Annotated in this window: 32 protein-coding genes and 1 pseudogene; 27 read left to right on the top strand and 6 right to left on the bottom strand. The window is 37.2% G+C overall.

The window, feature by feature from the left end:
- Positions 1-32: 32 nt before the first annotated feature.
- Both CPS94_RS11815 and CPS94_RS08660 read left to right on the top strand, forming a co-directional pair.
- Complete coding sequence (locus tag CPS94_RS11815; RefSeq protein WP_112193772.1) at positions 33-215, top strand: garvicin Q family class II bacteriocin; 183 nt, start codon at positions 33-35, stop codon at positions 213-215.
- Positions 216-228: 13 nt separating this feature from the next.
- Positions 229-534: a bacteriocin immunity protein gene (locus CPS94_RS08660; RefSeq protein WP_083659256.1), complete on the top strand. Its 306-nt coding sequence runs from the start codon at positions 229-231 to the stop codon at positions 532-534.
- A 221-nt stretch (positions 535-755) separates the two neighbouring features.
- On the opposite strand, the gene CPS94_RS08655 is transcribed toward CPS94_RS08660, so the two are convergent.
- Both CPS94_RS08655 and CPS94_RS08650 read right to left on the bottom strand, forming a co-directional pair.
- On the bottom strand, positions 756-992 hold the full coding sequence (locus tag CPS94_RS08655; protein ID WP_056959174.1) for a DUF2922 domain-containing protein: 237 nt from the start codon (positions 990-992) through the stop codon (positions 756-758).
- A gap of 18 nt (positions 993-1010) precedes the next feature.
- Positions 1011-1211 carry a DUF1659 domain-containing protein gene (locus tag CPS94_RS08650; RefSeq protein ID WP_089135225.1) on the bottom strand — a complete coding sequence of 67 codons (201 nt, stop codon included), beginning with the start codon at positions 1209-1211 and terminating at the stop codon, positions 1011-1013.
- 200 nt (positions 1212-1411) lie between these two features.
- Here CPS94_RS08650 and CPS94_RS11365 point away from each other — a divergent pair, with 200 nt between their 5' ends.
- Genes CPS94_RS11365 through CPS94_RS11360 form a run of 3 tightly spaced genes read left to right on the top strand, consistent with a single transcriptional unit; the run spans position 1412 to position 1922 of the window.
- Positions 1412-1588 carry a hypothetical protein gene (locus tag CPS94_RS11365; RefSeq protein WP_162626430.1) on the top strand — a complete coding sequence of 59 codons (177 nt, stop codon included), beginning with the start codon at positions 1412-1414 and terminating at the stop codon, positions 1586-1588.
- Positions 1589-1605: 17 nt separating this feature from the next.
- Entirely contained in the window at positions 1606-1761 is a 156-nt protein-coding gene (locus tag CPS94_RS08645) for a plantaricin NC8 alpha peptide precursor (RefSeq protein WP_112193770.1), read from the top strand.
- A gap of 20 nt (positions 1762-1781) precedes the next feature.
- Positions 1782-1922, top strand: coding sequence for a hypothetical protein (locus CPS94_RS11360; RefSeq protein WP_162626429.1), 141 nt, complete (start codon positions 1782-1784; stop codon positions 1920-1922).
- A 20-nt stretch (positions 1923-1942) separates the two neighbouring features.
- On the opposite strand, the gene CPS94_RS08640 is transcribed toward CPS94_RS11360, so the two are convergent.
- Together CPS94_RS08640 and CPS94_RS08635 are read right to left on the bottom strand one after the other, a co-directional pair.
- Positions 1943-2686 carry a response regulator transcription factor gene (locus tag CPS94_RS08640; protein WP_112193768.1) on the bottom strand — a complete coding sequence of 248 codons (744 nt, stop codon included), beginning with the start codon at positions 2684-2686 and terminating at the stop codon, positions 1943-1945.
- Positions 2683-3963 (bottom strand): sensor histidine kinase, encoded by a 1281-nt coding sequence (locus CPS94_RS08635; protein WP_162626428.1) that lies wholly within the window; start codon positions 3961-3963, stop codon positions 2683-2685. The genes CPS94_RS08640 and CPS94_RS08635 overlap by 4 nt, the downstream gene beginning before the upstream one ends.
- Positions 3964-4243: 280 nt before the next feature.
- On the opposite strand from CPS94_RS08635, the gene CPS94_RS08630 reads away from it, so the two are divergent.
- The 18 genes and pseudogenes from CPS94_RS08630 (at position 4244) to CPS94_RS08545 (ending at position 16140) form a co-directional block, all read left to right on the top strand.
- Positions 4244-4507 carry a DUF5976 family putative bacteriocin gene (locus CPS94_RS08630; RefSeq protein WP_238145343.1) on the top strand — a complete coding sequence of 88 codons (264 nt, stop codon included), beginning with the start codon at positions 4244-4246 and terminating at the stop codon, positions 4505-4507.
- Entirely contained in the window at positions 4497-4691 is a 195-nt protein-coding gene (locus CPS94_RS08625) for a Blp family class II bacteriocin (protein ID WP_112193762.1), read from the top strand. Before CPS94_RS08630 ends, CPS94_RS08625 begins: the two co-directional genes overlap by 11 nt.
- A 15-nt stretch (positions 4692-4706) precedes the next feature.
- Positions 4707-4913, top strand: a complete 207-nt coding sequence (locus CPS94_RS08620; RefSeq protein ID WP_112193759.1) for a Blp family class II bacteriocin — start codon at positions 4707-4709, stop codon at positions 4911-4913.
- 154 nt (positions 4914-5067) lie between these two features.
- A pseudogene (locus CPS94_RS08615) lies at positions 5068-5796 on the top strand (ABC transporter ATP-binding protein).
- Between the two features lies 1 nt (position 5797).
- A complete protein-coding gene (locus CPS94_RS08610) occupies positions 5798-6310 on the top strand; it encodes a hypothetical protein (protein WP_112193757.1) in 513 nt (170 codons plus the stop codon).
- Positions 6311-6388: 78 nt separating this feature from the next.
- Positions 6389-6679, top strand: a complete 291-nt coding sequence (locus tag CPS94_RS08605) for a hypothetical protein (protein ID WP_112193755.1) — start codon at positions 6389-6391, stop codon at positions 6677-6679.
- Positions 6680-6736: 57 nt separating this feature from the next.
- A complete protein-coding gene (locus CPS94_RS08600) occupies positions 6737-7045 on the top strand; it encodes a hypothetical protein (protein ID WP_112193753.1) in 309 nt (102 codons plus the stop codon).
- A 47-nt stretch (positions 7046-7092) separates the two neighbouring features.
- Positions 7093-7272 (top strand): hypothetical protein, encoded by a 180-nt coding sequence (locus CPS94_RS08595; protein ID WP_162626427.1) that lies wholly within the window; start codon positions 7093-7095, stop codon positions 7270-7272.
- Positions 7273-7351: 79 nt separating this feature from the next.
- Positions 7352-8086, top strand: coding sequence for a LytTR family DNA-binding domain-containing protein (locus CPS94_RS08590; protein ID WP_162626426.1), 735 nt, complete (start codon positions 7352-7354; stop codon positions 8084-8086).
- Positions 8087-8232: 146 nt separating this feature from the next.
- On the top strand, positions 8233-9051 hold the full coding sequence (locus tag CPS94_RS08585) for a LytTR family transcriptional regulator DNA-binding domain-containing protein (protein ID WP_162626425.1): 819 nt from the start codon (positions 8233-8235) through the stop codon (positions 9049-9051).
- Positions 9052-9307: 256 nt separating this feature from the next.
- Positions 9308-9538: a hypothetical protein gene (locus tag CPS94_RS08580; RefSeq protein ID WP_112193745.1), complete on the top strand. Its 231-nt coding sequence runs from the start codon at positions 9308-9310 to the stop codon at positions 9536-9538.
- Between the two features lie 133 nt (positions 9539-9671).
- A complete protein-coding gene (locus CPS94_RS08575; RefSeq protein ID WP_112193743.1) occupies positions 9672-11828 on the top strand; it encodes a peptide cleavage/export ABC transporter in 2157 nt (718 codons plus the stop codon).
- Between the two features lie 12 nt (positions 11829-11840).
- Positions 11841-13208, top strand: a complete 1368-nt coding sequence (locus CPS94_RS08570; RefSeq protein WP_112193740.1) for a bacteriocin secretion accessory protein — start codon at positions 11841-11843, stop codon at positions 13206-13208.
- A 193-nt stretch (positions 13209-13401) separates the two neighbouring features.
- Complete coding sequence (locus CPS94_RS08565) at positions 13402-13944, top strand: hypothetical protein (protein WP_112193738.1); 543 nt, start codon at positions 13402-13404, stop codon at positions 13942-13944.
- On the top strand, positions 13945-14664 hold the full coding sequence (locus CPS94_RS08560) for a GHKL domain-containing protein (protein WP_112193736.1): 720 nt from the start codon (positions 13945-13947) through the stop codon (positions 14662-14664).
- Between the two features lie 5 nt (positions 14665-14669).
- Positions 14670-15446 (top strand): LytR/AlgR family response regulator transcription factor, encoded by a 777-nt coding sequence (locus CPS94_RS08555; protein WP_112193734.1) that lies wholly within the window; start codon positions 14670-14672, stop codon positions 15444-15446.
- A 143-nt stretch (positions 15447-15589) separates the two neighbouring features.
- A complete protein-coding gene (locus CPS94_RS08550) occupies positions 15590-15817 on the top strand; it encodes a ComC/BlpC family leader-containing pheromone/bacteriocin (RefSeq protein ID WP_112193732.1) in 228 nt (75 codons plus the stop codon).
- An 11-nt stretch (positions 15818-15828) separates the two neighbouring features.
- On the top strand, positions 15829-16140 hold the full coding sequence (locus CPS94_RS08545; RefSeq protein WP_112193730.1) for a hypothetical protein: 312 nt from the start codon (positions 15829-15831) through the stop codon (positions 16138-16140).
- 169 nt (positions 16141-16309) lie between these two features.
- Here CPS94_RS08545 and CPS94_RS08540 read toward each other — a convergent pair whose 3' ends face one another.
- Together CPS94_RS08540 and CPS94_RS08535 are read right to left on the bottom strand one after the other, a co-directional pair.
- On the bottom strand, positions 16310-16984 hold the full coding sequence (locus CPS94_RS08540) for a VIT1/CCC1 transporter family protein (protein WP_112193728.1): 675 nt from the start codon (positions 16982-16984) through the stop codon (positions 16310-16312).
- A gap of 6 nt (positions 16985-16990) precedes the next feature.
- The gene (locus CPS94_RS08535; RefSeq protein WP_112193726.1) at positions 16991-17671 is read right to left on the bottom strand and encodes a VIT1/CCC1 transporter family protein; all 681 of its coding nucleotides are present in this window, start codon (positions 17669-17671) and stop codon (positions 16991-16993) included.
- A 198-nt stretch (positions 17672-17869) separates the two neighbouring features.
- On the opposite strand from CPS94_RS08535, the gene CPS94_RS08530 reads away from it, so the two are divergent.
- The 4 genes from CPS94_RS08530 (at position 17870) to CPS94_RS08515 (ending at position 22401) form a co-directional block, all read left to right on the top strand.
- On the top strand, positions 17870-19657 hold the full coding sequence (locus CPS94_RS08530; RefSeq protein ID WP_112193724.1) for a DUF2207 domain-containing protein: 1788 nt from the start codon (positions 17870-17872) through the stop codon (positions 19655-19657).
- A 206-nt stretch (positions 19658-19863) separates the two neighbouring features.
- On the top strand, positions 19864-20418 hold the full coding sequence (locus CPS94_RS08525) for a histidine phosphatase family protein (RefSeq protein WP_112193722.1): 555 nt from the start codon (positions 19864-19866) through the stop codon (positions 20416-20418).
- 19 nt (positions 20419-20437) lie between these two features.
- Positions 20438-21922, top strand: a complete 1485-nt coding sequence (locus CPS94_RS08520) for a family 1 glycosylhydrolase (protein ID WP_112193720.1) — start codon at positions 20438-20440, stop codon at positions 21920-21922.
- Between the two features lie 59 nt (positions 21923-21981).
- Entirely contained in the window at positions 21982-22401 is a 420-nt protein-coding gene (locus CPS94_RS08515) for a helix-turn-helix domain-containing protein (protein WP_004049788.1), read from the top strand.
- Positions 22402-22643 lie beyond the last annotated feature (242 nt).

Here is a 22643-nt window from a genome sequence, read left to right as displayed (position 1 = left end):
GATAATTGTTTTTTGATCCTTAAAAATGAGATGTGTTAAAAGGTAAGGGATATTGCAAACCTGTTTATTATGCAGCTAATAGTTATTCATGTCGTTACAAGAACGGTCAATGGGATCACATTGTTACTAAGGGAAATTTGGAAGCGACTCTGGGTGTTATGTCTAATGGCTGGGTAAGTTCTCTTGGTGGAGGATATTTTAACCGTCCTAAATAGTGGGTGATATAAAGTGAAGGAAGATATAACAGAAGAAAAAATTATGAATGAAGTATACAACTTCATTGTAGATGAAAAAATTACTGATGCTGAGCGTAAGGTTTTTATAAATTTTAAAAATAAAATTGGTGAGAAGGTAGATTTTAGCGAAGCATTAATGGCATTATCTTATGATTTAAGAGATTTGGCTATTAAAAATATATCTGAAAATAAAGGCTTGACCCCAGATGTAAGTAATTTTTACAAAAAAATTTCAAGCTATGGTCAATTAAAACTTAATTGGGCACGAGGTTTAGCTTCATATGGTATTATCTTCTAAAAAGAGGATGTGACATAAGTAGTTTTTCGCATTGTATATATTAATAAAAAATTGCCGCTAAAAAATTATTATTCGTTATTACTTTCCACAACAAAGTCTTAAAAACTAGTATTTTCAAGATGAAAAAAGACATCTCCAAAATTCCAACGTTCGGAATTTGGAGATGTCTTTACTTATGTCACAGTCTCTTGGTCAGCGGGACATAAGATCTTTAACCCGGGTTATTTCGCGGGTTTGTTATCGAATAAAACGTGATCAGTGGTCGTGACATACCGCGCACCCATGGGGACTTCATACAGCGGATGCTTATCCTTGTCGACAAATAACTTCAGATCAGCGAGTTGTTGCATCGCTTGTTTGACCTTTTCTGTGTCAAGATCGGTATCGACAAAGTTAAATTGCATGTGGTGTGTTGCATGCTTGGCCGTGGATAAGAAGATGAGATCTAATTTTTTCATAATACGATACCTCCGTGGTTAATTAGTGTGGCTTGTGGTCATGACATAAACTTCTTTTAGCTGTTCGCCAGTCAACGTAGCGACGAGTTGTCCAAATTGATGGAGTTGATCGGGAGTTGCCCCTTGAACCACATTGTTAAAGGAACGTTGGCGGGTCGAGCCGTCCTTTTTTACAAGTTTTACGCGAATTGCATTTTTGTCCCAGATTGCTTCAGTCATTGGTCATTCCTCCTTAGATTTATTATGTAAGTCGATCGCCCTTACACTACTAATAACGAAATGAGTTGCCGATATGTAACCCTAAAAAATAATTTTTTTGAAATAGACCACTTACTGAAAAATAGAACCGTTTACTGTTAGGGGATATTTTTTCAATTTTTTTGATAGTATGATTAGATTATAGAAAGGAACTGAAAAAAATGCGTAAGCTAGAAGAATTTAAGGTGTTAGACGAAGATTCAAAACGCTCAATCGTTGGTGGTGGAATTCCATTTTGGTACTATAACACATTATGGAAAATTGGAGTGTCAGGTTATAAGCATCGTAAGGATATTTTAAGTGGCTTTGATAAAGGTTTTAAAAATTATCCAGGATAATTTTGGGGGTGACTATAATGGAGAAATTTCAAAATTTAGATAAAATGAACGGAAGTTTCTTGAATAAAGTAAAGGGTGGTTTTGATATTGAAAAAAATCTTTGGAATGGTTATGGCTATCAATTAGGATGGCGGAGTAAGTGGAATTTAAATCACCGATACTTTAAGATTTGAAGTGTTAAGGAGGAATAACAATGAAGAAGAAAAAGGGTCTGAAAGCAAAATTTGCGCTTGTCGGGATCATTGTGTTAGGAATTATTGTCAGTTTTTCATTGTGGACACATCGGGCAGATTTTTTTCAAGGATTTGATGCAGGGTTTGAACAAACAAAATAACTAAAAAACAAGAGTAGTTCTTACTCTTGTTTTGGGATGCTAAGTAACTGTTCTTGGATATTTTTTAATTTGCGTCGCGATATAGGGCATACGAGATCGTTTTTAAAATGTAGTAGTTTCTTCGTTCTATCAATAAATTCGACATTGGCTAAATTTACCAAGAAACTACGATGTACGCGAACAAGTCGATGATCTTCTCTTTCTATTTCGTGGAGATTTTTAGAAATTTGTAGCTCACGATTGTCCAGTAACCACAAAAGTGAGGCGTGGCTATTTGCGTAATGTGATTCAAAGAAACATATCTTATCGAATTCAATATTGATGAACTTAGTACCAACCTGTAAATTAAACATGTCAGAATCAATTTTTTTGCGTTTGTTCAAGACTATTTTTAAATCTTCCTTGATATCATCAAGGAGAGTTTGACTATCTTTAGCGATGAAATCTAGTGCAGATACTTTATACCTATAAGTTAAAGGAAGTAATTCTGAGTGTGAAGTAAAGAAGATAAGTGACGCATAGCTGTCATAATTTCTGATAAGCTTACTTATCTCTAAACCTTGTTGTTTATTTCCTTCAAGTTCTAAATCTAAAAAATAAATATTTTGATTACTAGGGACAAAAAGATCGTTTAGCAGTGAATCTGACTTTTTAAATGTTTTGAGCTCGTATGTTGAAATATTTAATTCTTTTAGAATTGTACTGATAATTTCGGTTAAGCGATAAGTGTGAATATATTCATCTTCAAGAATAGCGATATTCATGGTTGGCCTCCTGCGATAGTGATTTCTTGTTGAAAGACATACTCGTTTGAACTGGTAGTTAAGGTAATGAATGGATAATTATTAAGAATGTACCTAATGTTAGTCAATCCATGCCCGTGATCACCTGTTTTTTTAGTAGTAAACCCTGATTTATTAAGGGATTGTAGAGGTATCATTTTTTCTTTTGTATTATTACGAATAATGATAATTTGTTCATTATTATGTTCAAAAAAAGCAACGGATAAAAGTTTATTACTAGACTCACAGGCTGCTTCAATTGCATTATCTATTAAGCACGAAAGTATTCGAACCATGTCTAATTGAGAGATTCTTGAATCAAGAAAAATTTGTTCCGGTACTTCACAGGTAACTTTAAGTTTCTTTGAGAGGGCTAGAGAGAGTTTGTTAGATAAGATTCCCTTAAGTGCAGGATCACCAATATTTTGCAGTTGACCAATGATTTGTAATTCTAGAGAAATTACAGATTTTGTAGGTACTATGGCATTTTGGTATATTTCTTTAACTCCAGCCAAATCATCATGATCCAAACAATATTCTAGTGAGATCAGAATGTTTTTATAGTCATGTTTAAAGTGACGCAACTCAGTGTATAGTTTTTCTATTTGTAAAGTATATTCGAGTAAATTTTGTAATTGTGCTTCTTTAGCAAGTTTTATTTCTTTTCCCTGTGAATATAATGTAATGAAGTAGATATAAGCTGCAAGGACGCCTAGGATCACACTAGCAATGAGAGATTTATTCTCTAACTCTGAAAATCTCAAAAAAACGTAACTTAATAAAACGATATCAAAAATAACGGCCTGATTACGATATTTTGCTAAAATATTATTTGCAAAGTAGATCAGATAACTTCTAAAGTAGTATATTAGCGCAGTTTGAAGTAGAAATACGGCGCAAGGTAAGAAAATAAGTTCAATAATGATCATTAGCGTATAGTTACTGTTATAGCTGCTATAGATCAGGAGTAAAACATCATCTAGTAATTGATAGATGATAGCTGTTGACACTAGTAGATATGAAGTATAGAAAATACTTACTAACACAGGTATTTTTCCCCTAGAAAAATAATTGATCATAAAACTAAAAATTATAGCATATAGTATATTTCCCCACCAACCATAGGCGAAAAATGTTAGTATGCTCAAAAATAAAATATTTTTTTTACTTAGATCAATAATATTTAGTTGATCAAATAATAAAGCAACAAGCAGACCCTGAAGAAACATGAAAGTATAACTTAAAATCATATCAAGCATAAAAAATACCTCAAAGGAGTTGGTCACCATAACTACTAAAAAACAATACTTAACTATCTCAGAGAAAAAACTTCAAAATGTACGTGGGGGCAAGCAAGAACCTAAAAAGCAAAAAAACTTATGTAATAAGGTTTTACTATACAGTAGCATTTTTTGTACAAAATAATTATATCACGATGGGGGGATGGATGTGAATTTTTGGGGTATACCATTAAATTGGTCAAATAGTACTACAATTTACTGCCCAAATTTTAGATGATCAATGATAGGAGATGATTTAATGAAGTTATGGAATTGGTGGTTGCTAGGTGGCATTAAAGGTAATAAACGGTACATCATTTTACCAATTTTGGAGTCACTAGCAATTCCATTTGGTATCTGGTTTTTTGGTGATCGTGATGATAATTTTTGGCAGTTTTTAACGACTCCTAAAATGATTATCGTTATGGTTATTTGTTTGATAGGCGGTGGAACTTTGTTTTACGTTCTAGATAGTGTTGTTAGGTTTAATGAAAAAATGAAGGATGGTTATCATGGAAAATAAATTTGTAACTTTGACAGAAGAAGAATTAACTCTTGTATACGGTGGAAAAGGTGGAAAAAGTTGTGTTAACAATTTTTTAGGTGGTTTAGCTGCTGGAGCTGCTGCTGGAGTTCCAGGTGGAATCGTTGGAATCATTGGTGGAGCTAATCTAGGCATGGTTGGTGGAGCAATTTCTTGTCTATAAAAAAGGAGTAATAAAATGACTGATAATAATCAAAAATTTACATTGATGACTGAAAAAGACTTATCATCAGTAGTTGGTGGTAAAGGGGAATATGGTGCTAGTGGTAATCGATATGTTCATTGTGGTGCTGGAATTGTCGGAGGTGCATTGATCGGGGCTATTGGTGGTCCTTGGGGAGCTGTCTCTGGGGCGATCGCTGGTGGTTCATCTAATTGTTTTTAAAATATTTATATACGATAAAAGAATCTTAGCGAATAAGGTAGCACTACAATGTGCTGCTTTTTTTGCGTGTGCATATTTGTCATAAAAAAGACCATATCTGATAAATACCATTTCTGCGTCAAAGATAAGTTATACTCACAGTGAGGTGATACAGATGATCGAATTCAAAGGTGTAACTAAAAAATATGATAATGTGATCGCTTTGAATAATTTGAACCTGGTGATCCCAGCGGGGTAGATCTTTGGCTTTTTAGGCCATAATGGAGCGGGAAAATCAACGACCTTAAAAAGTTTAGTCTCGATTTTAAATCCAGATGCGGGGCAGATCATAGTTGATGGAAAAGATTTGGCCGAACAACGCTTTTCGGTCAAGAAAATGATCGGCTATGTTCCCGATTCACCCGATATCTTTTTACAGCTAACAGCAGCTGAATACTGGGACATGCTAGCGGCCGCTTATGAGATCAGAGCAAGTGAAAAGACTAATAGGATCAAAGAATTAGCTGACTCATTTGGGATCTTAGAACGTCAAGATGAAGTCATGGAGAGCTATTCGCATGGGATGCGCCAAAAAGCGATCATCGTGGGAGCTTTATTGTCTGAGCCAGATATCTGGGCCTTAGATGAGCCTCTATAAGGACTAGACCCGCAAGCAGCTTATGATTTAAAAGAGATGATGAAAAAGCACGTTGCGAAGGGGAAAACGGTGATCTTTTCAACACATATCTTAGATACGGCTCAACAATTGTGTGATGAACTAGCGATCTTGAAGAAGGGTTCACTGATCTACAATGGTACCGTGGCGGAACTGTTAGCCAAAGAACCAAGGAGATCTTTAGAACAGATCTATCTAGGGTTAGCCGGCCGGAAAGAGGGTGAATAGGATGGTCGATCTGCATCGGTTATGGGCTTTGATCAAGATAAATCTGATCTACCGTCAACCTGAACTGACGCTAAGAGAGCGAAAAAATCACAAGAGTGGGGACCAACTGATCAAGAAGTTTTCATTGATGGATCTAGGTAGTGGTGCCCTATTAGCTATTGTTTTCGGGTGGATATTTTTAGCAAGTGACTTTATACGATCGCCGGGACTATTTACGCTGATGGTCGTGTGGTTTGGAGTGTTCACTATTTCCCAGGAAATAATGTTTATTTACAACATCTTTTTTGATAATCGCGATCTAAATGCTTATTTGCCGTTACCATTTAAGATGAGTGAGCTTTTTTTGGCAAAAATACTGACGGTATTTAGGTCGACACTACTAGTAACTTTACCACTTTATGTCATGATGTTATTGACTGCTTGGCAAGCACGGGGCTTCTTTTGGTTAAGAGTCTTGGTTGCGAGTTTAGCGTATCTTTTATTAGTTATTTTGTTGTGCCTTTTGGGAAATTGACTCGTTTTTTCTTTAACTAGAAGTAAATTCTTTCAGCACCACAAAAAGATCATTACTTTTGTCTTGTTGGGATTTTCAATGGTGATAATCTTATTTAGCTATGTTCTTTTCAAAGATATCTTTAAAGTAGCTGAACATGTCAAAGTGATAGCGATAGCATTACCATTTTACAAATTGATCGTGATGCCAAGTTGGCAAGCGGTGATCTTTAGTTTACTAGAGATCTTAGGTGTTATCGGAATCTTGGGCTGGGGCTTGAGTAAGCTCTTCTTGAGAGATCTAAATGCCCAATTGATGAGGGATAAAGTTAATAAAGTCGTCAAAAAACACCGTGAGTTTAATAACTTGGATCAGGTTTTACAGCATTAAAATATAAGATTATTGAGTGATCCCACTTTGTTGTTGCAGGTGATCTTGGGGAGTTTGATGATCCCACTAATGTTTATGTTACCTGGCTTATGGGGACAAAAACTGACTCTACAAAATATTGCGGGGCGATACCATGAGAGCTTTTTACTAGTGGGTGTATGTTTAACGCCATTAATGTATGGAACAACTTCATTAGGAGCGATCATTATCTCACTAGATCGTGAAAATATATATTTTATTGAGAGTCTCCCACTTAGTTTGAAACGATATCTCAAGAATAAGTTTAAGATCGTCTGTTGGCTACAAATGAGTCTATCATTTGTAGTAGCAGTTATTTTAGGGATAATCACTCATTTTCCGTGGTAGGGGTGGGTATATTTTTTCGTTAGAGATTGGCGAAAAAGATATCTATAATGGGTCGACATGACATCTCACAACTTTTCACACGCGGTGGCGGACAGATCGTGCTATTTTTGCAAGGGGCAGTACTGTTGTTAGTTGAAGGGATCATTATGGAGATCGCTGTTTTCTTGGCTACGATATTACCTGCTTGGGTAATAAATACTGTAATACCGCTCGTTATTTTGGGGTAACGATTTGGTGTCATAGGTACTATCACGAGACTTTTTGGCAGCAGCTCGAATAAATAATGGGCATTAGGAGGGGGATATGGTGCTTAAAGTAGTTTTTGTTGGTGATGATCAGTCAGCATATCCTTTGATTTTGCAAAATCGAATTGAAATCAATCAAACAAATTCAATGTATGATGCTCAAATTGTTTTGATAACGGATGATACACGTGAAGCTGAGAATTATCTATGTGAACACAGTTTAAATGAATTCTTTGTAATACTTGATTTACGATTACCAGGTGCGTTTGAATGTGCACGGATCGCTCGAGAACAGGTTCAATTTATGACCCTTGTTGTGCTAGATAAAGATGATAGCCAACTAAAGAGATGTGTTCAAGCAGGGCTCGAAATAACATCGATGTGGCAAGAGCCAGTTGTTGATAGTGATATCCAAAATGAATTAGATATAGCTTATAAAAAATATTTAAAACATTTTGGTAAGTATGGAGATGGATACTTTGTCAGTTATGATAACAATAATGTCAAACGAAGAATTAAGTTTGTTGATGTTTTGTGGGCTGAAGTTCTAACAGGAAAGAATCGTCATATATTATTGCATGAGAAATCGGGGGTAACTTTTGAATTGCATATGAATTTAAAAAAAATGGAAGGATATACGGACGATTTTTTTAGAATTTCACGTTCTGTTTTAGTGAATTTACAAAATATTACGTATTTAGATAAGAAAAATCACTTGGTATACATGGAAAATGAAAGTGTAGGATTAGAAGTTAGTGGTCGTAAAATAAAAAAAATCACAGATAGTTTGAAATAAAAGAATTTAGCCGTCAGAAAATATTGATCTGACGGTATTTTTGACATTTTTTGCAGAAAAATAGTCATTTAATGCAAAGTGAGTAGAAAATCATTTATTAGTTTATGATTATGGATAAGATGAGTTTGTGTTTAGGGGATGTGCTGATGAAGTACTCAGTATTTGTATGTGAAGATCCAAAGATCAAGCTTGATTTGTATCACTTAGTTAAACTAGCAATTACTATTCAAGAAGATATTATACACGAGAAAATATCTTTTGATGGAGTGTATACCGATCCAAACAAGTTATTAGATCATATCGAGCAAGAAGCTGTTAACTACGGAATATATTTTTTAACAACTAGTATTTTTGCTGGGAAAATGGGGCTTGAACTAGCTAAAAAAATCAAGTTGATTGATGCTTCTGCGCAGTTGATTCTAGTAACGGATGATATTTCAAAAGTATATTTAGCTTTTGAAAATAATGTTGAATTATTAGATTGTATTAGTAGTAAGCAGCCAATTTATAAGATACAAGAACGCTTAAATGATGCTGTTTTATCTGCAGTTAAGCGACAAGATTTGGAAGGAAAACGTAAGCAAACTATTTTCTATTATAGAAATGGGCAATGTGCGTATGCTGAAAATCTTGACAATATTGTCTGTATCACAACAACAACTAAACCACATAGATTGTGTCTAGAGACATTAACAGGTACACACGAGATCAATGGCAGTTTACAACAGTTTGCTACTGCATATCCGATGCTATGGCGGATATCGCAGTCATGCTTGGTAAATGATAACAATATTTGTTTGATCGATTTAAAATCACACAAAGTCCTGTTCTCTAATGGTGAATTTGAGTATTATTCTAAACGTGCTATTAAGGTGATCAGAGAAATTTTGCGTCGTCGCGTGGCTAAAAAAAGTAGTTTTAGAGGAAGTTGTAGGTATGTTACTAATTGTTTTTTATGGAAGTAATTCGTTACCATATGAGTTATTGCAGAGCGAATCGTTAAAAATCATGATGCTGGAGTTCAAGTGAGTCGTCAAGCTATTTAGTTTATTTAGAAGAAGCGTTCCTGAATTATAGAAAAGGTTTAGTTCTACTGATAGAGCGTTATATTGCAAATATGCTTTAAATTATACCAATTATGACATCTTTCAAAGAAATCGTATTTTTTGTCCTAAAATAAATGTTGTGAATTATTTTGATATCTGGGGTAGGGTGGATAAAATGGTAAAGTCACAAACTATATTTTTTTGGCTTAGTACAGGAATTAGCTTAGGATTTATTTGGACTATGTGGTATTGGATAGATAAGTATATACGAAACCTCAAGTTATTAATGGGAATTTTTATAGCAGTTTTGCTATTTGAAGTTAATGCTGATGCGGGGGTTTTGTTTATGATAGTCATAATTATCACGGCAATTATTATTTTAATGAAGAAACGTATGGACTATTAAGCTTAAAGGGCTGATCTTTCATTGAAAAGATCAGCCCTTTTTGCCAAAAAATGCAAGTAATATTCCATTGACTGTAATTGTATTGTCCAGCTAAAAATGAAAAGTTAAATTAAAACTACGAGGAGGGACTACTATGCGTAAATTCTATAGATACTACACATCACAACTAGATGAAATGGATTGTGGGGTAGCCTGTTTAGCCATGATATTAAAACAATATGGATCAAGAGTTTCACTAGCTTATTTACGTAATCTTGCTAAAACAGATCTAGAAGGAACTACAGCGTTGGGGTTAGTAAGAGCGGCTCAAGCTCTAAATTTTGACACGCAAGCAATACAGGCAGATATGTCGTTGTTTGAAGTTTCAAATTTAAAATATCCATTTATCGTACATGTGGTTAAAAATGAAACTTTATTACATTACTATGTGGTTTTAGGCGCAAACAAAAAGAATATTTTATTAGCAGATCCAGCTCCAAATGTTGGAGTTATCAAAATGTCGCGACAACGTTTTGAAAAAGAATGGAGTGGGATCGCATTGTTATTTGCCTCAAATATTGATTATTCTCCAGTTAAAGAAGAGCGACAAGGCTTATGGATGTTATTTGTAAAGTTAAAAAGGCAATGGCAGTTAATTATAAATATAGTATTAGCTGCTATGCTGATTACTTTGATCAGCATTTTAGGATCATACTTTTTGCAGGCTGTGATCGATAACTACATTCCAAATAGCTTAAATAATACATTGGCTATTGTTGCTAGTGGGTTACTGATTTTATATGTATTTAATTCTATGTTCAATTATGCACGAGATTTTTTATTGACGATTTTAGGACAAAGATTATCAATTGAAATTATTTTGGGATATATCAAACATATTTTTGAATTACCAATGGAATTTTTTGCAACAAGAAAAACTGGGGAGATAGTTTCACGTTTTAATGATGCTAGTAAAATAATTGATGCTTTAGCTAGCACTGTAATTTCGATGTTTTTAGATGTCGGCATAGTTGTGATCATGGGAAGTGTTTTAGCAATACAGAATAGGACACTTTTTTTGATAACCTTGGGTTGCTTACCTTTATATTTGTTGGTAGTTGTAGCTTTTACAAAAAGTTTTGAAAAATTAAATAATAAGCAAATGGAAAGTAATGCTGTCTTGAGTTCATCAATTATTGAAGATATTCAAGGTATAGAGACAATCAAAGCATTGAATAGTGAACATGAACGCTACCAAAAAATCGATGGACAATTCGTAGATTTTTTGCGTAAAAGTTTAGACTATACAAAAATAGATATTTTACAGCAAGCTTTGAAAACATTTGTACATTTGGCCTTAAATGTGATTATTTTGTGGATCGGTGCACAATTGGTTATGAAAAATGAGATATCATTAGGGCAATTGATGGCCTACAATGCGTTATTGGCATATTTTACTGATCCGCTACAAAATATTATCAACTTACAACCTAAATTACAAAGCGCACAGGTAGCAAATAATCGTTTAAATGAAGTTTTTTTGGTAAAAGGTGAGTTTAACGCTAAGAAACATAAGTTATTAGCAGATCAGCTAGCTGGTGTGATCACTTTTAAAGATGTATCTTATTGCTATGGTTATGGACAAAACGTTTTAGAAGGAATAAATTTGACGATCAAAGAACATGAAAAATTGACGATCGTAGGGATGAGCGGATCAGGGAAATCGACTTTAGTTAAGTTACTAGTTAATTTTTTTGAACCAACGATAGGGAGTATAACTTTTAATGAACATCAGATAAAAAATATTGATAAACATCTTTTAAGAAGTTATATCAATTATGTTCCACAAACACCATATGTATTTTCAGGAACTATCATGGAAAACTTAACTTTGGGGAATCGTTCAGACGTTACTGAAAAAGATATATTTAAAGCGTGTCAATTAGCAATGATCACAGAAGACATAGAGAAGATGCCGTTACAATATGACACTGTACTTGATGAGAATGGTGGAATCTTATCTGGGGGTCAGAAACAACGTATTACGATTGCACGGGCAATACTGTCTCCAGCAAAAGTTTTGATTTTTGATGAATCAACAAGTGGCTTGGATGCAATAACTGAGAAAAAATTGATCGATAATTTGATGTCACTTGAAGATAGGACCATTATTTTTATTGCACATCGACTGGCAATAGCTAAGCGGACCGATAATATTTTAGTGTTAGATAAAGGCAGGATAGTTGAACAAGGTGATCATGAAACATTAATGAATAAAAATGGATACTATGCTAGTTTAGTCAATAGTTAGGGGGATGTATCAATGGAGTCAAAATTTTTGGAAAGCAGTGAATTTTATACTGCACGCTTTAAAAACTTTACTACACTTCTGATTATTCCTAGTGTAATCCTAGTTTTATGTGTGCTGATTTTTTCGTTAGTTGGTAAAAAAGAAATCGCAGTCAAAGGGATTGGTACAATAGAACCTCTACAGGGTACGACTGTAATCCAAACGTTCATCGGTGGTAAGTTAAAGGAGAATTTGCTTGAAGAGGGAAAAATTGTTAAACCTGGAATGACAATTTTAAGATTTGACAACAGTCAAGTGCAACAGAAATTAAATCTAGCACAAAAACAAAATTCTCTGCTAACTGAACAAATTAGAGATATTAGACTTTTACAAACTAGTGTTGCTGAAAATCGAGATCTATTTAGTAAGGAAGACAATTTTGGGTATCAAGAACGCCTAAAGACATATTTATCTCAAAGAAATAGCATTCAAATTGAGTTAGAGGAGCTAAAGGATAAAGCTACATTGAAGCAAGAACAGCGTGATCAGCTAGCTAAAGTGCAAAGTGATGCATTTAGTCGGGAAAAGCAACAGCTAAAAATATATCAACAACTATATCAAGACATTCAAAATGAGCATGAGTACACAGCAAATGACTCAGGAAAGACTATCTATCAAAGTTATCAGACTCGACGTAATATGCTAGAAAATGCAGAACGTGAGCAATTAAAAGCAGAAACTTTAAAAGATCTGCAGAAGCAAATTGATGATACCAATACTCAGCTAGATAGCATTGAGACGCAAAGAATTCAACAAAAAGATGTAAATACATCTGAAGCAGAGAAAAAAGGATTGCTACAAAAATTACAAACGTTACAAACGGAACAATTAAGTGATATTTCGCAGTTATTGAATAAATTACTACAGGAACAAAGTGAACTTCAAGCAAATATTAAGACTCTTAATAATGAAAATGATAAGTATGTAGTTAAGGCAACTAAAGCGGGTAGATTACATGTAATTCAGGAATATGTTGGTGTTAAGTCTCTCGGGGGGCAGATACAAGTTGCAAAGATATATCCTGAATTGGTAAGGAACGCAGAAATCAAGGCTTATATTCCAGAAAATGAGATATCTACTGTCAAAGTAGGACAGATGTTGAAATTTAAACTGACTAAAAATATATCCAAACCATTGTTACTTGAAGGGAAAGTGACTAAGATAGCAACAGCCCCGACTCAAGTAGACAAAAATAATTATTATACCGTAGTTGCGAAAGTTAGATTATCTAAAACAGAAGCAATGAGTAGTAAATATGGGATGTCAGGATCTGTTTCAATAGTTACTGGAAAAGAAACTTTTTTCAATTACTTTAAAAACAAAGTAGTCAAAGAAAAATAACGGGACGTAAGATAATGATAAAATAAAAGATAGACACCTTGATACCTATTGATATAATGATCAAATTCTCTTGAATTTTCCTAAAATTGCCATGCTTTTAGTATGGCAACTTTTTTCGAGCATTTGAGTATAGTCCAAATATTGTCTTATGTTAAGATGAAATCAAGATTTTTGATGATAGAAGGGATCGGATATGCTGTATCGATGGGGCTTTAGCCTGATCGCAACGATTATTGAATATAGTGCGATCTACCTTTTGATCAAGCCTAACAAGAGTCGGTCACAGACGATGCTTTTTATCGCAGTTACTTTGCCACTCCCAGTCAGTTTAGATCAAGCGGGGATCGTTGGGAAATACTGTTCCTTGGCGTTAGAAATGCTCGCATTTTACTTCTTTTATCGGACCAGGCCACGTAATTATGCGCTACTAGGGCGATTAGTGCTGGCAAATTGCCTAACATTTATTGCAGCTTTAGCAAGTGATATTCTCTGGCGTTATTATTCTGCAAATTATTTTGCTTTAGGGCATTTAGCTGTTGAGGCGTTGTGTGGTGCGATCTTTGTTTACATAGGAGTGCATCTTAAAGTTGATAGTGAGTTGGATAGCGAGACCGGAAAACCCGTCTTTTTGCTTATTTGCTACATGGGGCTTACTTTGAACTCGTTTCTCTTTATCCGGGATGTGAGTCAAAGTAAGTTTGTGACGGGGATCTTGTTTGGTTTTACCGTGATCTAGTTGATCTTTGTCGGGATCATTTACTCTTTGATCAAGCAGTATCAGCATAAAAAAGACCTCGAAGAACAGCGGCGAAATCTGGAAGCCTATATGCGTGAATTAGAGCTAAATCAGCGTAAGTTGCGCAAATTCAAGCATGATTATCAAAATATGTTGCTCATTCTAGAGGAAAGCATTCGGGCGGGCAAGAGTGAACAAGCTTTACAGCAGTTAGCTAAGTATTCGCAAAAAAATTTTACGGATAAACTTTTGTGGCGTTTTAATGATGTAGATAATATCAAAGATCTACAGTTAAAGAGTATCTTTATCAATAAGTTAAACATTTTATTCAGCTATGATATCAAAGTCGATTTCGAATGTCGGCAAGAGATCAAGACACCTGTGCATTTAGATACCTTTGATCTAGTGCGGATCATCGGGATCGTTTTAGATAATGCGATCGAAGAAAGTCGTATTTTAGGGGCAAGTGCTCATGTCCAAATGGCACTCTATCAGACAGAGGGCGTGTTAGAGATCATGCTCAAGAATAGTTGCCGACATGAAAAAGTCGAGTTAGCTCAGATCGAAAATGCGAGCTATTCAACTAAAGCCGGACATTATGGGGTGGGGCTTACGACTGTGCGTGAGATCGTATCAGACTACAACAATATTTTTATCGAGTATACGTCAGCCAAGCATGAATTTGCCTTTGAGATGAAGGTCGTTTTGGAAGAAAGGTGAGAGAGATGAAACATCAAGTGCTTGTATGTGATGATGAATTAGCACAAGCCCAAAGCCTAGCCGAGATGCTTGAGTGGGCGATTGTGATCCAAGATGATGAGCGACAGGGGAAATTAGATTTTTTAGGGTACTACACCTCGTATGCTGCGACGCTACAAGCGGTCACCGACCATCAAGTGACGGAAGGGATCTATTTTTTAGATATCGAACTTTCGCCTAAACAGTATGATAAGACCGGTTTGGATCTAGCCGAAGCAATCAAACGACAAGATCCTAAAGCGCAGATCATTTTTGTAACAACGCATGATGAATTGGCACTAATGACTTTCCATCGGCGGATCGGTGCTTTGGATTATATCATCAAAGATTCGACGCGCTCGGAATTTCAAGGTCGAATAACAGAGGCCTTAGCCTTAGCTTTAGAAAATATCGCTACAAGTCATACAACACAAAAATACACCTTTACCTATAAGATAGGTCATAAGATATATAACGAAAATATTGATGATGTCGTCTGCATCGTAACGACTGAGCGCTCACCTCGACTGCGCCTATATAAAGTTGATGGGATCGCTGAATTTAATGGCAATTTAAAGGAGCTAGTCGAGCAATTCGAGTTCTTACATCCGATCTCACAATCTTGCATCGTCAACGACAAAAATATCAAGTCGATCGATCTTAAGGAAAGAAAGATCCTGTTTGTTAACGGTGAGTTCGAGTATTTTCCACGTCGTTCGCTCAAGCAAGTCAAACACTTGATCGACGAACTGGGAAAGAGTTAGTGATTATTTAGAGAATATATCACATTTGTATTCGTTTTTGACAAAAAAAAGCCCAGTTATGATTTTTGTGATGCTTTTTAGAAAATATGTGCTATTTTAAAAGTGTAGTTAGGAGCTATTTTTTAGATAGGGAGATGTGAAATATGAATGATTGTATTAATTTGAGCAATCAATACAAACCACTGTTAACAGATGAGATGCAAAAAATTGAAGGCGGTGGTGGATGGGGAGATGCTTTACTAGGTCTCCTAGGTGGATTAGGAAAAGCACCAACTGCGGATCAACTAAATGGTGGAGCAACACGGAACTTTAGAGCACATAACTGTGGTCCGTATGGTCAAGGTGGAACTCCGAATTCGTGTAATTTTTAGGTGAGAGCTTAATGCAAGCTAAATTACACGGAAAAACAGTTGAAGTTTGGCAAGTAAGTCGGACTAATGAACAGCCACAATGGGTCAAAGAAGCTTTTGCTAAGCATTATTTGACATGGGTCGGTAAGCGTTTACGCATCGTGATGCCGGCTTTATCCCCTTCGACTGTAGCGAACCTAAAGTTGGGGATGATCGGGACTTTAGGTGGTGGCTTTTGTGGGTATATGATGTACGTCATGGCCGACCAAGGCGACTATCTAGATGTGACGAACCATCGTGTTGTCAGTGAACGGCAATTTTTACGGAAATATCAAGTGGACTAATAAGTATGTGATAATGCGGTTAGTGCCGTATGAATAACGCGGGCCCCACCAAGATATGGTGGAGCCCGCGTTTTCTTTATCGCTTATGCTTTATTCGTACTTCTTTGCACTGTGAAGTTGCGTTGCAGTTATTTCTACGGAGCTAAGCGCAATTCTCCGCACTGTGTATTTACAGCATGATCCCGACTGTATAGTGGATGATCATGGTGATGATTCCAACGATCAAATTGCGTAAGATAGCCGTCTTGACCATGCCATTGCCTAACTTAGCACTTAAATAACCTGTTAATGCGACTGAGACACAGACTGCTAAGATCGTGAGCGGCCATTGGTATTGAACCGGACTCAAAGTCATCGCTGCTAACGGGAAGATCCCACCGATCGAAGCTGAGACTAAAGATGAAAGCGCTGCACTCCAAGGGTTCATGTATTGCCCGAGATTTAGGTTGTATTTGATGCTGATGACAGTCTCAAGGGGCTTTTTTGCCATCAGATCTTGGGCGATCAAAGCAGCAGTTTGTTCACTTACCCCTCGTTCAACGTAAAACATTTTGACAGTTGCTAGTTCACTTGAAAAATCAGTCTTTAATAATTGCTTTTCTTTAGCGACTGCCGCTTTTTCGGCATCTTTTTGAGTGCTGACTGAAGCGTACTCGCCGGCTGCCATCGAAAAAGCACAGGCAAGTAGATCGGAAAGTCCGGCGATAAAGATCGTGAACTGATCAGTTGTTGCCACCGCCACACTGAACAATACACCGACCACGGTCAAGATCCCGTCATTTGAACCTAAAACACCAGCACGTAAAGTATTGAGCCGTTCACTCATTGAACTTGTTTTTTTCATCTGCGTTTACCCCCCAATAATTTTCCCGATCAAATATGTAACTGCCATCGTCAGTGTCCCCGAGATGACATTACGGATGATACCTTGCTTTTTATCGGCTTTACTTAAAATAGCTGCCCCTAAGCCAGTCAAGGCTAAAGCGAGCAAAACCGCGATAAATGTTGCTATGATCTTGATCTTTTCGGGAAACAACGTGATCGCAAGCATTGGCAATAATGAACCAGTTGGAAATGAGACCATTGAAGCGATCGCGGCGGCATAAGGATCGATGATCTCATTGATGTTTAAGCCATAGCGTTCACGAACTGTGGTCACGAGAGGGTCTTTTTGCATCATTTCTTCCGTTGCTTTTTGCGCTAGATCGGGTCTGATCCCTTGAGCTAAATAATTTTGTTTGACCAGTTCAAATTCATGCTCATAGTTCAACTTTAAGCGTGATTTTTCTTCAGCGACAGCTTGTTTTTCGGAGTCTTTTTGCGTACTGACTGAAACATATTCCCCCATTGCCATCGAAACGGTCCCAGCTAGCATCCCGGCGATCCCTGAGATAAAGATCCCGTAGTTGCTGGCAGAAGCCCCAGCTACCCCGACAACGATCCCCGCGACCGAGATGATCCCGTCATTTGCCCCCATGACACTTGCACGTAAAATGTTGACACGCTGAGCTAAAGTTAACTTACTATTCATGATCCATAACCTCTTTTTTAGAATGATTCTAAAATATATTTTACCGCAGAATTTAAATTTGTAAACAAAAAAATTTAAGGTAACCAAAAATATTTTATCTGTATACCTATAATTATAGATCTAATGCTAATCTTTGTCTTAAGTTAACAATTTTGAGATAATAAGAGAAGATATCATCAGGCAAAGGGGGCAATGAAAATGAATCGGATAAGTAAGTTGATAGTAAGTCTTTTGGTCGCTCTGGGCTTATTTTTTACTGCGAGCAAGACAGCTTTAGCAGATGGCAATTATCAAATAACCAATTATGATGCAACGGCAAATATACGTGAAGATGGCAAGATCGATCTTACCCAACGGATAACCTACGAATTTGATGGTGATTTTAATGGGGTATATTACGACCAAAATCTGGCTAAAGTTACTGATGTCAGTGATCTTGGGGTCTCGATCACCCAAAATGGTCAAACGACGCAGTTAGCTGAGAGTTCAACTGGGGAAAACAACACATTTACGCAAACAAAAACGGCAGATAATTTAAAGCTCAAAGTCTATCATAAGGTCAGTGATGATAAGTTGACGGTGAACTATCACTATATTTTGAGTGGCTTGATCATGAACTATCAAGATACGGCTGAGTTAAATTGGAAGATCCTTGGTGCAGGTTGGGATGTGCGCTTGCATAATGTTAAGGTGACGCTACAATTGCCCAAACCGGTCGCTGACTTGCAAGCTTGGACACATGGGCCTTTGACTGGCTATACCGATGTTGAGCGTGCGCAGGGCAAAGTGACGCTGACACTTGCCGAACTTGATACCGATGAGATGTTGGAGACACATATGCTTTTTCCAACTTCAGTTACACCTAATAATCCTCAGGTATCTAATGAAAAGGCAAAAGAAAAGATCAGGCAAGCTGAGGCTAAATTGGCTGATGAAGCTAATCAAAAACGTAAAGCTGAAGAAAAAAGGGCTCAAGTTATCAAGCGGATTTTCAGCGGGATCGTATTTGCGCTTTCGCTAGGTTTTATCGGGATCTTGGTGATTAACCCAGGAAATAAAAAGACTAAATTACCGCCACTCAAGCATAGCTATGAGATCCCTAAATATGCGCCTGAAGTAGCTTTTGCGGTATTGAACCAAACGTTACCGGATAATCAAGCGTTTAGTGCTCATTTATTGGATCTTGCAGGTCAGGGCAAGTTAGAGATCGTTGAAGCTTCCGGCAAAAAGAACTATGTGATCAAGTTAAAGGATAAGGTACTTTTGGAAGATGGATTGTTGCATTTTCTCTTTAAAAATGTCGGAAATGGGACCGAATTTGATCTAAAGACCCTTAAACAAGTAAAAAACAAGCGCAGTAGATCCAAAGCGCTCAGTCAAAAATTTGATAAATGGGCTAAGCAGGTAAAAAATCAAGCTGATGCCTATAACTATATCGATAAAAAGACCCGTGCTTGGTGTATCACCGTTATGCTAGGTGCTTGTGTCAACTTAGGGATCTTATTGTTGGCAGGGGTCATCTTTAGTGGAATGATCAGATGGATCTGTTTAGGCTTAGGGCTCGTGATCATTTTATTAAGTGCCAAGTATTTGCTGACGCATTCGGGCTATACGCCAACAGGAGAAAGAGAGATCTATGAATTACGGTGTTTCAAAGCGATGTTAAAAGATGTTGGCCGGTTTGATCTGCGTGAAGTAGGAGACATTGTTTTATGGGAACAGATCATGCCGTATGCAGTGGCATTTGGTCTAGCTAAAAAGGTCATCAAGGCTTTGAAAGCCGAGTTTAGTGTAGCTGAATTAGAGAATGGTTTTGGAATTTATTATGCTTTGTATTTTGCAGGTAGTTGGAATGACAGTTTCACCTCAAGTTTTGAGCAAAGTATTGCAGCAGCCAATGTTGATTCGTCGGCTAGTGGTAGTTCTGGCGGGTTCTCTGGTGGCAGTTCCGGTGGCGGTGGCGGCGGGACCGGCGGCGCATTTTAGAGTCGGAGTTGCTAAACATATTTCAAAGGCAGTGCTAAGAAATCTTAAGTGTTTCTTAGCACTGCTTTATTATTATTTTAAGTAAAAAACCGGATAATGATGAGCAGGTATTATTGTAGTAGTTGTTCTTTGCTTAGTCAGAAAGAAAGCGTTATACTGATTAAGTAAAGTCATATTTATAAAAGAATATACTTTATGGAGGGCTTATGGAACAAACATTGTATTTAATGCGACATGGTGAAACATTATTTGACCAATTAGGTAAGATGGAAGGCTGGAGTGATTCACCACTGACTAAAAAAGGTATCAGACAAGCTAAGCGAGCAAGTGAATACTTTAAAGCCGTTGATCTTTCGGCTGCTTATTGTTCAGCTTCTGAGCGCTGTTGTGATACTTTGCGTCAAGTTACATCATTGCCATATATGCGCCTAAAGGGCTTAAAGGAACAAAACTTTGGCTTGCTTGAAGGTGAACATAATTACCTACAACATTTGCGCCCCTATGGTGATCTGTTTGTTAAGTACGGTGGTGAAAGCGATTCTGAAGTTCAAGATCGGATCGTTACAACTTGTACTGAATTGATGCATCGCTCCAGTGGCCAGACAGTTTTGGCAGTTACCCATGCCAATGCGTGTTTACAATTTATCAAACGCTGGGATGACCAGCTTGAGCTCTCCAGTATCCCGAATGGGGCGATCTTTAAATATGGCTTCAGTAAAGAAAATGATACGTTTGAACTGTTAGAACAGGTAACGGTTTAGGCAAGAAAGGGTGAGCTGATTGGCTTTTAAGAAAGATTTTTTGTGGGGTGGCGCAACGGCTGCTAACCAATATGAAGGTGGCTTTGCTGAAGATGGTAAAGGTCTAAATGCGATCGATGTTTTAACGAATGGCTCAGCGACTGAACCACGTAAAGTTACCTGGGTACGATCTGATGGTACGACAGGCGCAACGCCACTTGAATGGGGAAGTGATTTTGAACTGCCAGCTGGCGCAAGACCGGCATTAGTCGATGGGTATTACTATCCAAGTCATACGGCGACAGATTTTTATCATCACTATGAAGAAGACCTTAAATTGATGGCGGAGATGGGATTTAAGTGTTATCGGCTCTCACTCAATTGGTCACGGATCTTTCCAAATGGCGATGAAGAAACGCCAAATGAAGCTGGGCTAGCCTTTTATGATAAGATCTTTGACCTCTGCCAACAATATGGGATAGAACCACTGGTGACTCTTTCACACTATGAGACTCCCCTTGGACTGATCAACGACTATGGTGGTTGGAAAAATCGCAAGTTGATCAAATTCTTTGAAAATTATGTGCGGACCGTCTTTACACGCTATAAGGGCAAAGTAAAGTATTGGTTGACTTTTAATGAGATCAATGCGGTCGATCTAGCTCCATATATGGGAGCCGGACTGTTAGATTCGAGTTTGCAAAGTCGGGCGCAGGCGGCACATGATCAATTTGTCGCTAGTGCTTTGGCGGTTAAATTAGCTCATGAGATCGATAAAAAGATGCAGGTCGGGATGATGTTAGCCTATCAGCCGGTATATCCGTATACTTGTGATCCCGCCGATCAGATCAAGGTCATGGAATACAACCAAAAGATGCTTTTTTATGCCGATGTTCAAGCCGGTGGGTGCTATCCTAACTATAAATTGAAAGAATATGAACGTGAAGGGATCACGCTTGATATTTCACCAGAAGATCATGCTTTGCTCAAAGACTATCCGGTCGATTTTATTAGCTTTTCTTGTTATGGTTCAAATGTCTTAACAACGCATGAAAAAGAAGCCGGTGATAGTGGGAATCTAGGGATCAATGGGATCAAGAATCCTTACTTAGAGACCAATGCTTGGGGCTGGGCCACTGACCCCGATTGTTTGCGGCTAGCTTTGAACGTTTTGTGGGATCGTTATCACAAACCACTTTGGATCGTGGAAAATGGCTTAGGTTGGAGTGATGAACTCACAAGTGATGGCAAAGTCCACGATGATTATCGGATCAAATATTTAAAGGAAAATATCCAATCGATGAAAGATGCGGTAAACCTAGATGGGGTTGAGTTGCTGGGCTATACGATGTGGGGCTGCATCGACCTTGTTTCCAACGGGACAGGTGAGATGAAGAAACGCTATGGTTTTGTCTATGTCGAGCGCGATGATTTTGGCAAAGGTAGCTTGAAGCGAATTCCGAAAGATTCATTTTACTGGTACCAAAAAGTTATTGCCTCAAATGGTGAAGATCTGACGATTTAAGCAATTTCCCGGGTTATTTTTGCTATAATTAAGTGAAAATAGGGAAATGAAGTGATGCAGTGGGTAAACGAAAAAATGAGTTGATGGTAGGCACTTTACCGAATGTAGCTGATTTTATTCGCGAAATGGCTGCCGATAAACAGGCGATCTTAGCCAAAGCAGCGCAAAAAAAGCGCCAGTTACAAGCTTTTATGGCTAAGGAGGGTGATCACCAGACTAATTTCAATGCTAAAATGATCGCAGTGACTCCCGAACAAAAACAAGCCTACCGAGTTCGCAATCTACAGGTAGATTATCAATTTGCAGTACGAAAATTACGGCAAGAAATGGGGCTAGATCGACCCCATTTTGCATATAAAGCAGGCTTTAGCTTGGAACGTTTAGAAACGATCGAAGCGGGTGAAGCTTTGCCGACAACAGACGAATTATTACGGTTAGCTGAAGTCAGTGGGCGCTCAGTCCACATAAGATTTGATTAAAGCAAACAAAGCGATCAGCGCCGTATGGCTAAACCGGTCTTTCTCAGACTATGCATTTTGCGTTCTGAGGGAGGTTGGTTTATTTTTATTCGGAATTTATTTGCTGCTTCTTGGATCAGTGAACAGTAAAAGGCTTTTTATTTAGCAAAATTAGATGAATAGCTAGCAAATAACTAGACTAAAGACACCATGTTTTCTGATTGACAAATCAAAAGTTTAACATTATATTATAAATAATCATT

This window comes from Ligilactobacillus murinus (assembly GCF_003288115.1).
In the GTDB taxonomy this organism is placed as follows: domain Bacteria; phylum Bacillota; class Bacilli; order Lactobacillales; family Lactobacillaceae; genus Ligilactobacillus; species Ligilactobacillus murinus.
This window is presented reverse-complemented; position numbering and strand designations above follow the sequence as displayed.

Excerpts from the sequence above, each read along its gene's own strand:
- CPS94_RS08610 (WP_112193757.1), top strand. The coding sequence starts at position 5,798 with ATGGTCGATCTGCATCGGTTATGGGCTTTGATCAAGATAAATCTGATC.
- CPS94_RS08530 (WP_112193724.1), top strand. The coding sequence starts at position 17,870 with ATGAATCGGATAAGTAAGTTGATAGTAAGTCTTTTGGTCGCTCTGGGC.
- CPS94_RS08605 (WP_112193755.1), top strand. The coding sequence starts at position 6,389 with ATGGTGATAATCTTATTTAGCTATGTTCTTTTCAAAGATATCTTTAAA.
- CPS94_RS08540 (WP_112193728.1), bottom strand. The coding sequence starts at position 16,984 with ATGAAAAAAACAAGTTCAATGAGTGAACGGCTCAATACTTTACGTGCT.
- CPS94_RS08635 (WP_162626428.1), bottom strand. The coding sequence starts at position 3,963 with ATGCTTGATATGATTTTAAGTTATACTTTCATGTTTCTTCAGGGTCTG.
- CPS94_RS08630 (WP_238145343.1), top strand. The coding sequence starts at position 4,244 with ATGAAGTTATGGAATTGGTGGTTGCTAGGTGGCATTAAAGGTAATAAA.
- CPS94_RS08585 (WP_162626425.1), top strand. The coding sequence starts at position 8,233 with ATGAAGTACTCAGTATTTGTATGTGAAGATCCAAAGATCAAGCTTGAT.
- CPS94_RS08570 (WP_112193740.1), top strand. The coding sequence starts at position 11,841 with ATGGAGTCAAAATTTTTGGAAAGCAGTGAATTTTATACTGCACGCTTT.
- CPS94_RS08625 (WP_112193762.1), top strand. The coding sequence starts at position 4,497 with ATGGAAAATAAATTTGTAACTTTGACAGAAGAAGAATTAACTCTTGTA.
- CPS94_RS08525 (WP_112193722.1), top strand. The coding sequence starts at position 19,864 with ATGGAACAAACATTGTATTTAATGCGACATGGTGAAACATTATTTGAC.
- CPS94_RS08655 (WP_056959174.1), bottom strand. The coding sequence starts at position 992 with ATGAAAAAATTAGATCTCATCTTCTTATCCACGGCCAAGCATGCAACA.
- CPS94_RS08565 (WP_112193738.1), top strand. The coding sequence starts at position 13,402 with ATGCTGTATCGATGGGGCTTTAGCCTGATCGCAACGATTATTGAATAT.
- CPS94_RS08645 (WP_112193770.1), top strand. The coding sequence starts at position 1,606 with ATGGAGAAATTTCAAAATTTAGATAAAATGAACGGAAGTTTCTTGAAT.
- CPS94_RS08555 (WP_112193734.1), top strand. The coding sequence starts at position 14,670 with ATGAAACATCAAGTGCTTGTATGTGATGATGAATTAGCACAAGCCCAA.
- CPS94_RS08535 (WP_112193726.1), bottom strand. The coding sequence starts at position 17,671 with ATGAATAGTAAGTTAACTTTAGCTCAGCGTGTCAACATTTTACGTGCA.
- CPS94_RS08650 (WP_089135225.1), bottom strand. The coding sequence starts at position 1,211 with ATGACTGAAGCAATCTGGGACAAAAATGCAATTCGCGTAAAACTTGTA.
- CPS94_RS08580 (WP_112193745.1), top strand. The coding sequence starts at position 9,308 with ATGGTAAAGTCACAAACTATATTTTTTTGGCTTAGTACAGGAATTAGC.
- CPS94_RS08550 (WP_112193732.1), top strand. The coding sequence starts at position 15,590 with ATGAATGATTGTATTAATTTGAGCAATCAATACAAACCACTGTTAACA.
- CPS94_RS08545 (WP_112193730.1), top strand. The coding sequence starts at position 15,829 with ATGCAAGCTAAATTACACGGAAAAACAGTTGAAGTTTGGCAAGTAAGT.
- CPS94_RS08575 (WP_112193743.1), top strand. The coding sequence starts at position 9,672 with ATGCGTAAATTCTATAGATACTACACATCACAACTAGATGAAATGGAT.
- CPS94_RS08620 (WP_112193759.1), top strand. The coding sequence starts at position 4,707 with ATGACTGATAATAATCAAAAATTTACATTGATGACTGAAAAAGACTTA.
- CPS94_RS11360 (WP_162626429.1), top strand. The coding sequence starts at position 1,782 with ATGAAGAAGAAAAAGGGTCTGAAAGCAAAATTTGCGCTTGTCGGGATC.
- CPS94_RS08600 (WP_112193753.1), top strand. The coding sequence starts at position 6,737 with ATGATCCCACTAATGTTTATGTTACCTGGCTTATGGGGACAAAAACTG.
- CPS94_RS08595 (WP_162626427.1), top strand. The coding sequence starts at position 7,093 with ATGGGTCGACATGACATCTCACAACTTTTCACACGCGGTGGCGGACAG.
- CPS94_RS11365 (WP_162626430.1), top strand. The coding sequence starts at position 1,412 with ATGCGTAAGCTAGAAGAATTTAAGGTGTTAGACGAAGATTCAAAACGC.
- CPS94_RS08640 (WP_112193768.1), bottom strand. The coding sequence starts at position 2,686 with ATGAATATCGCTATTCTTGAAGATGAATATATTCACACTTATCGCTTA.